Source organism: Fusibacter sp. (assembly GCF_057447755.1).
Genome location: NZ_JBVBZF010000183.1, coordinates 1 through 6909, shown reverse-complemented (window position 1 = coordinate 6909; position 6909 = coordinate 1). Strand labels below are relative to the sequence as shown.

General features: G+C 36.2%; 4 protein-coding genes. All 4 read left to right on the top strand.

Translation table 11 applies throughout. From position 1 onward, the window contains the following. Positions 1-793: Y-family DNA polymerase (locus tag AC220I_RS15760; protein WP_486724816.1), on the top strand; the 793-nt coding region annotated here is incomplete at its 5' end. Between the two features lie 406 nt (positions 794-1199). Then, positions 1200-2267, top strand: a complete 1068-nt coding sequence (locus AC220I_RS15755; RefSeq protein WP_486724815.1) for a LacI family DNA-binding transcriptional regulator — start codon at positions 1200-1202, stop codon at positions 2265-2267. A gap of 2 nt (positions 2268-2269) precedes the next feature. After that, positions 2270-4375, top strand: a complete 2106-nt coding sequence (locus AC220I_RS15750; RefSeq protein ID WP_486724814.1) for a TIM-barrel domain-containing protein — start codon at positions 2270-2272, stop codon at positions 4373-4375. A gap of 66 nt (positions 4376-4441) precedes the next feature. Further along, on the top strand, positions 4442-6808 hold the full coding sequence (locus tag AC220I_RS15745; protein WP_486724813.1) for a glycogen/starch/alpha-glucan phosphorylase: 2367 nt from the start codon (positions 4442-4444) through the stop codon (positions 6806-6808). Positions 6809-6909: the final 101 nt, after the last annotated feature.

Genomic DNA, 6909 nt, shown 5'->3' with positions numbered 1-6909 from the left:
CTATATGAGGGCACACTTTGACCATGTTGAGGTTGTTTCTATTGATGAAGCCTACATAGATATCACAGCATGTGAACAACCTGCAATGGAAATTGCAATGTCGTTGAAAAAAGCTGTGACAGAAATGACAGGACTAACTGTTTCTGTGGGAATTTCCTACAATAAATTTTTAGCCAAATTAGCTTCTGATTGGAACAAGCCCAATGGCATATTCGTTATTGAGGAAAAGGATATCCCTGGATTACTCTTGCCATTACCTATCATAAGAATTCATGGACTTGGCAAGAAAACATGCCAAAAGCTCAATAATATTGGTATTTTTACAATAGAAGATTTATATAATTATCCCCAGTCCTTCCTAAATGATTTTCTAGGTGAAAGTTATGCCACAGAAATTTTTAATAGAATACACGGTATTGACATGAGAAAAGTTGAGGAATACCATGATCGAAAGTCCTATGGAAAAGAGACGACACTTGAAGAAGATACAATTGACCGTGATGTGATTAAAAAAATCCTAGATAAATATCTCATAAGGATTCAAAAGGCACTGGAGGATCGTTCTTTGATGTCAAAGACCATGACCATTAAAATAAAATATGAAGATTTTGAGCAATTTACAAAGAGCTATAGTCTAGAGTATTACACAAACAATCTAAAAATACTGATTGAAACGCTGGATAGCTTATTTGATGGACTAGAACTTGAAAAGCCAGTGAGACTTGTAGGCCTTACGCTTTCAAACTTTGAAGATCAAGATTATAAACAGTTTAATTTACTTGAAAACATATAAAAGAAGCCTAAGGGCTCTTTTTTTTTATTATATATCATTAGTTCTCATCCAGCTTTGAGAAAGAATTACTAACTTGCGAAAAGCGGTTAGATGCGACAAAACAAGGTTTTGGTGTTAAATGATTGTATACAACAAAATTTGAACCAAAAGCTGTGTTGAGAAATGTTTAATCTCAAACTGCCTCAGCGATAATTGGATTGAGACATCGAAGGTGGCTCAAATGTTGTTGCTTCAAAATAAGGCGTGTAAAGCATATTTTGCAGGGCCGATAGTGGGACAATTATTGCTAGTTTTCTTCAAATAAAATCTGTGATATAATTTAATGGAAACGTTACCGAAAACGTTACCAAAACATTTTGCTTGTTTGATTTGTAGTCTTTAATGTCGTGATGGGAGCCTTTAAATTATGAAGAATATAAATATTAAAGATGTTGCAAGATTAGCCGGCGTTGGTGTGAGTACGGTATCAAGGGTAATCAACCAGCATCCGGATGTTAAAGCTGAGACTAGGGAAAATGTCCTTAGGATCATCGAAGAGTATAATTATATACCAAACAATAGTGCAAGAAATTTGAAAAGAACTGAATCTGATGATGTGGGCATTTTAATTAAGGGTTTGTACAATCCTTTTTTTGCACAGATGCTGGGTTCAATTGAAAATATACTTTCTGCACAGGGATATGGCTTGCTAAGCCATTATAATGGTGACAATTCTGCAAGTCAATTGGATATCTTGAAAAGTAATGAGCTAATGAGAGATATTGATATTGCCTATGAGTTCATCATGGAAAAGAAACTCTGTGGTCTTATTTGCTTAGGTGGTGATTTCAATGATGTTACAGAAACAGACCTAATTAGACTTGGAGTTCCACTTGTGGTGGCATCTACCAATATAGACGCGTCTATCAATAAAAATTTATACTCTAGTGTGGCAATTGATAACGAGCGTGCTGCTTATGATGCGGTTTCCTATCTTTGTAAAGAAGGACATCGTAAGATCGGAATTATAACCACTGGTGCTGGGGACTTGTCCATCGGTGCCGCAAGAACTAGAGGTTATATGAAAGCACTTGAAAATTTTGAAATTGAAAAAAATGAACTCTATTTTGATATGGGGGCATATACTTTTGAAACTGCATATGAAGCCATGAATAGGCTTCTTGATAAAGCGCCTGATATAACTGCTGTATTTGCAATATCGGATATTATGGCGATCGGTGCAAGTAAAGCGATCTTAGATAGAGGCTTAATTATACCAAAAGATATTTCTGTAATCGGTTTTGATGATATCGATTATGCGGCTTATTTTAATCCATCCTTGACCACCGTTAGACAGCCGGTTAGGGAAATTGCGATTTCCACTGCAGAGATTATGGTGAGTCTTTTGGAGGCGGTAGAGAGTCACAAGCATGTAGAATTTCCAACGCAGTTGATGATAAGGGAATCAAGCTGCAACAGAAGTGGAGGTAAATAAAAATGACAACCTATAAAAATGAAAGCCAAGTTATGAAAATAAGCATAGGACATATGTTTCCTACAGATACCATTTTAGCATCGAACTATCAAGAAACGACTTTTGATTACAGTCCTTTCTTTGAAATAAGTGATTTGAAGACAGAAGTGGTTTTAAATATTAAGCTCGGTACCAATGATATCGTATATGGCTTAGGTGAAAATTTAAGAGGCATAAACAAAAGAGGCTATCAATATGAGTCGTTTTGCTCTGATGAACCAAAGCATTTGCCGGGAAAGAAATCTCTTTATGCCGCGCATAATTTCTTTATTGTTCATGGTGAAAGAAACTATGGGGTCTATATCGACTTTGCAGGTAAAATATCATATGATATCGGATTTTCAAACATAGATGAGATGAATGTTTTAGTGGATGGTTGTGATTTTGATATCTATATTTTTCAAGGTGACTTAAATGAGATTGTTAGACAATTTAGGAAGAGCATCGGTATGAATTATGTGCCACCTAAGTGGGGCTTTGGTTATCAGCAAAGCAGATGGAGCTATGAAACTGCCGAAATTGTCAGCGAAATCGCAAATGGATTTAATGAATACGATATTCCATGTGATGCGATCTACTTAGATATTGATTATATGGAAAGGTTTAAAGACTTTTCAGTAAGTGATGAACGTTTTCCTTCATTTAAAACCTTTACGCAAAATATGCTTGAAGATGATATAAAGTTGATCCCTATTATTGATGCTGGGGTCAAAATTGAGAAGGACTATGACATATATGAAGAAGGCATAGAGCATGATTATTTCTGTACAGATGCAGAGGGCAAGCCATTTGTAGCAGCAGTTTGGCCTGGGAAAGTTCATTTTCCGGACTTCTTAAATGAGAATGCGAGGAAGTGGTTTGGTAGCAAGTATCAATTTTTATTGGATCAAGGGATTAAAGGTTTCTGGAATGATATGAATGAACCCGCAATCTTCTATTCAGAAAAAAGACTCAAAGAGACGTTTGAATGGCTTAAAGCACATGAAAATAAGAATTTGGACATCTATACTTTCTTTGAAATGATGGAAAAGGTTCAAGGCTTATCCAATTCGATTGATGATTACAAGAGCATGTATCATATGGTTTCTGGCAAACGCGTAAACCATTATGATGTTCACAATCTGTTTGGCTACAATATGACCAGGGCTGCAGATGAAGGTTTCAAGGCCTATAATGAAAACCAAAGGGTATTGATGATCACAAGAGCATCCCACATTGGCATGGCCAAGCATTCGGGAATCTGGACAGGAGATAATCAATCTTGGTGGGAGCATTTGAAATTAAACATTCAAATGATGCCTTCACTTAACATGGTGGGCTTCTTGTATTCTGGGGCTGACACAGGTGGTTTTGCGGATGATGTAAGCCCAGAGCTCATGGTGAGATGGATGCAGTTTAGTCTCTTTACCCCTTTGCTCAGAAACCATAGTGCCATGGGGACTAAAATGCAAGAGCCATGGCGATTTGAGAAAAAAATTAGACAGCAGATTAGAAATGTTATTAGGTTAAGATATGCATTGGTGCCTTATTTATATTCGGAATTTATGAAAGCCACTATAAATTATGACATGATGTTCAAACCACTGAGTTTTGTATACCATGATACAGCTTCAAAATCAGTTGAAGATCAATTGCTCGTTGGTGACGCTTTGATGGTTGCGCCAATATATGAGCAAAACGGTAGAGGGCGTATGGTTTATTTGCCTGAGAAAATGCTGCTTTGGAAAGCGAATGCTTTTGAGAATATTAATGGAGATCAATTTGAAGAAGTTGAGGCCGGATATCACTATATTAAGGCAGAACTTTATGAACTTCTAATTTTCATTAGACCTAACAAGATATTACCACTTGTTGCACCTATGAACCGCGTGAGTAAGTTGTTCACTGAAGAACTTCTTGTGATCGGTTATGGTGGCACAAATGCAACATACGATTTATATGATGATGATGGAGAATCGTTTGCATTTAAAGCCAACCAATATAGTATCGCTTCACTTAGTGTTGATGAATCGAAAAAAGTAGTTACAGATAATGAAAAATATAGGATCAAGAAAAGCTTTTTGTTCTAAGACCTTAGTAAAAACTAAATCTAAGGTGAGTGAAAATTTGTGTTTTAAGAAGAGAGGATGAGTGTTATGAATCAATATTTAAATGACATTAAATTTATTTTGAAATCTGAATATGGAAAATCAGTGGAGAATGCATCTAAACAAGAAATTTATCAAGCATTATCCAAGACTTTGATGGTCTCATTAACAGATCAATGGGAAACTTCTAGTAAAACTTATGCAAAAGGGAAACAAGCTTTTTATCTTTCGGCAGAGTTCCTCATGGGCCGTGCACTCGGCAACAACTTATTGAATTTAGGTAAGACAAAAGAAGTTGCAAGCTTATTAGATGAGCTTGGTCTAAACTTAAACGATATTGAAGAAATTGAGGAAGATGCAGGTCTTGGAAATGGTGGACTAGGTCGTTTGGCAGCCTGTTTCTTAGATTCAGCTGCATCAACAAGAGTGCCTTTACATGGCTATGGCATTAGATATGACTATGGTATTTTTAAACAACTCATAGAAAATGGTTTTCAAAAAGAAGAAGCAGATGAATGGCTAAAATATGGAGACCCTTGGTCAATTCGTAGATTTGATGAATCTGTAATTGTACACTTTGAGGATGGTGATGTGAGAGCAGTACCTTATGACACCCCTATAATCGGGTATGATGTAAATAACATCAACACATTGAGATTATGGAAATCAGAAGCGGTAATTCCTTTTGATTTTGAAAAATTTAATGATCAAGATTACGATTTGGCGGTGAAGGCTAAAAATAGAGCAGAAGACATCTCGAGAGTACTCTATCCAAATGATTCTGAAAACCAAGGTAAGATCTTAAGGTTAAAACAACAGTACTTCTTTGTATCGGCATCTATTCAAGATTTAGTTAAGAAATTTAAGCAAACTCATGGAAATCATTTTGATAAGTTTCCAGAGTTTGTAGCAATTCAGTTAAATGATACACATCCCGTTGTTGCAATTCCAGAACTTATGAGAATTTTAATCGATGAAGAACATTTAACTTTCAAAAAGGCATGGCATATAGCGACAGAAACCTTTGCATACACAAACCATACGATTTTAATGGAAGCACTTGAAAAATGGTGGGAAGGATTCTATAAGGAGCTTTTACCGAGAATTCATGAGCTTATCGTTAAGATCGATAAAATGTTTGTAGCAGAGTTGCATGCCCTAAACTATGACAAAGATACCGTTAAGAAAATGAGAATTATCTCTGATCATATGATCCATATGGCCTATCTTGCCATTTATGGTTCAAAGGCAATCAATGGTGTGGCAGAGCTCCATACAGAAATTTTAAAGCATCAGGAGTTAAAGGAATGGTATGCGCTATTCCCTAATAAGTTCCAAAACAAGACAAATGGGATTACACAGAGAAGATGGCTTGCACTCTGTAACCCTGAGTTGACTGCCTTCTTGGATGAGATGCTGGATGATCCAAACTGGCTTAAGGACTTAGAAACCTTAAAAACCCTAAACCAGTATCGTGAAGATGATGCAATTTTAGACAGACTGATGGCAATCAAGAAAACGAAGAAAATACAATTGGTAGACTACATTAAAGCGGTAGAAGGTATAGACCTGAATCCAGATTCAATCTTTGATATCCAAATTAAACGTCTTCATGAATACAAAAGACAGCTTCTCAATGCCTTTCAAATTCTCAATATGTATTTTGATATTAAAGAAAACCCACAGATTGATATGGTGCCTAGAACATTTATCTTCGGTGCTAAAGCAGCGCCAGGTTATTTACGTGCAAAGGGTATTATTAAATTCATCAATGAAATTGCAAAGCTTGTAAATAATGACCAAGATGTAAACGGAAGAATAAAAGTTGTTTTTGTCACAAATTATAGGGTATCATATGGCGAGAGACTTTTCCCTGCTGCTGATTTATCGGAGCAAATTTCAACTGCTGGCAAAGAGGCGTCAGGCACTGGTAATATGAAATTTATGCTCAATGCAACACCGACCATAGGCACTTTAGATGGGGCAAATGTTGAAATTGTGGAAGAGGCAGGTCTTGAAAACAATTTCATATTCGGTGCGAAGTCTGAAGAAATTGAAGCCTTAAAAAACAGCTATGATCCAGTCGAAATCTATATGAGCCATCCAAGACTTAAACAAATTGTCGATACCTTAATCGATGGTACTTTTGATGACGATGGTACTGGTATGTTCAAGGAACTTCATAACAGTTTACTTCTTGGAGCGTCTTGGCATCAACCGGATAATTATTTCATTTTACATGATTTTGATGCATATGTAGCGGCTCAAAAGGACGTGGATAGGGCTTATAGAAACAAAAAAGAGTGGGCTAAAAAATGTCTCGCAAACCTTGCAAATGCTGGCAAGTTTAGTAGTGATAGAACCATCTTACAGTATGCGAAAGATATTTGGAATATCGAGCAAATTGATGTATAATTATGGTTGACTATTATTAAATCGGAGGCTCATATGTTTATCGGGATAGATTTGGGTGGAACAAATATTGCGGGTGGTTTGGTAGATGATGCCGGACAAAT

Coding starts and splice junctions, on each gene's coding strand:
- AC220I_RS15755 (WP_486724815.1), top strand. CDS start 1,200: ATGAAGAATATAAATATTAAAGATGTTGCAAGATTAGCCGGCGTTGGT.
- AC220I_RS15750 (WP_486724814.1), top strand. CDS start 2,270: ATGACAACCTATAAAAATGAAAGCCAAGTTATGAAAATAAGCATAGGA.
- AC220I_RS15745 (WP_486724813.1), top strand. CDS start 4,442: ATGAATCAATATTTAAATGACATTAAATTTATTTTGAAATCTGAATAT.